The organism is Streptomyces sp. NPDC017943, from assembly GCF_044328425.1.
In the GTDB taxonomy this organism is placed as follows: domain Bacteria; phylum Actinomycetota; class Actinomycetes; order Streptomycetales; family Streptomycetaceae; genus Streptomyces; species Streptomyces djakartensis_A.
In genome coordinates this window covers 1-1,417 of sequence record NZ_JBIRHH010000085.1, presented here as the reverse complement: position 1 = coordinate 1,417, position 1,417 = coordinate 1, and the positions used below count along the sequence as shown (strand labels likewise).

Sequence of the window (1,417 nt, the reverse complement as noted above, 5' to 3'; positions counted from 1 at the left end):
CTGGCGGATCCTCCAGCGAGCCAGATGCTCCACCCGCCGCATCGGCACCATCATCCAGGCCGTACACACACTGCTGACCTGCGACTATTCAGGATGAAAGAGGTTCAGTGATGCCACCTCTACCGAGGGCGAGGGCGCGCCTGCGTCGCCCGCACCGAAGACTTGGCGCTTCGAGCCGCGTCGTCTGCAAGATCAAGGTCTTGGGGAGGGGCGTTCATGGATGACCGGTTGGAAGTCATCCAGGCCGCATAGCGGGACAATCCGTCTTGCAGCATCAGGCGACCGGTCTCATAACGAGGGTGAGCTTCCTCGATTCCTACGGAGGCGATCGCGTCGCGTATCGATGTCGCCACAACAAATCTCGCACGCTCTGAAGCGCGATAGCCTTTGCTTCCAAGCGAGAATTCGTCAAGGTTGATGCTTTTCCTTAGGCTAGCCTCAGAAGAGGGGAAGAAAGGAAGGTCCGGGGATGTGAAGTACTTTCCCATTTGCTTCCTCAATTTGTCAGCCGACGCGTTTCCCTTATCGTACGCTAGGGCATACCTCTCCGCTTCCTTAGCGACTGAGAAGTCACCACTCAGTAGGCCGGTTAGGGCTTGGCGAAATGCGCCCTCATCAAGCCCCGGTTCGTTGCGTGAGAATTTTTCAAACTCGTCACTGAACAGTCCAGCCGAAAGGCTGGCGAGGTTCGTCCTTACACCCCCGTGGTAGGCAACGTGTTGATTGCATGCAAGCATCATGTCTAGCCACTTTGAACCAATTCGATTCACTATTTCGTACAGATCGTAGTACTCGTCAGGCGTCGGCCTACCAGATCTGGGGTCTCCCTGCACTACTTGAGTAACACAGGACATCCTTGCCAGTTTAACGCCGATACTATCCTCTGGAGAGAGAAGGCATATGGCAGCATGAGGGGCCGATATTTCTTGTGTAAAATAGAGCGGGACGGGAACATACAGAAGAGGGGGGCATTTTTTTAGCAAAATATGAATGCCCTGCTGGCGAAATGGCTTCGCGATTCCCTTAAACCTGTCGACTGTACTGCTGTTCGGAGCATTGCCCGTGTAATAGATTTCGAGATAGTTAGATCCATCCCGGCGCAACCCATGGCGAGCGAGGGAGAAGTCGGCTCCTGCGACAAGGTCACCGGAGTTGGTGACCACCTGGGCCACCCGCCGCAGCAGACTCTCCTGAATTTCACCATCAAGGAATGACCCCATCGGAACTCCATCTTAGCCGCACACCTACCGGGGCTACTACGGCCGTGGGCAAGGCATGGTTCATGCGGATCGGACCTGAGGTGCGTTGATGAGGCTGCTGGGTACTGAACTTGAATGCGTGATGTCGGGACCGGACACCCGGCATGAGTCGTCCGTTTCGAGGGCCGGTGGGTGTTGCCGGGCAGTCCGTCGGGAGA

The 1,417-nt window shown here is 56.1% G+C and carries 1 protein-coding gene and 1 pseudogene; one reads left to right on the top strand and one right to left on the bottom strand.

Going from position 1 to position 1,417, the window contains the following annotated elements; genetic code table 11:
* A pseudogene (locus ACH4C6_RS36410) lies at positions 1-97 on the top strand (IS5/IS1182 family transposase); the annotation flags it as partial.
* 22 nt (positions 98-119) lie between these two features.
* On the opposite strand, the gene ACH4C6_RS36405 reads toward ACH4C6_RS36410, so the two are convergent.
* Positions 120-1,220, bottom strand: coding sequence for a hypothetical protein (locus tag ACH4C6_RS36405; protein ID WP_398112846.1), 1,101 nt, complete (start codon positions 1,218-1,220; stop codon positions 120-122).
* Between the last annotated feature and the right edge of the window lie 197 nt (positions 1,221-1,417).

Coding starts and splice junctions, on each gene's coding strand:
- ACH4C6_RS36405 (WP_398112846.1), bottom strand. CDS start 1,220: ATGGGGTCATTCCTTGATGGTGAAATTCAGGAGAGTCTGCTGCGGCGG.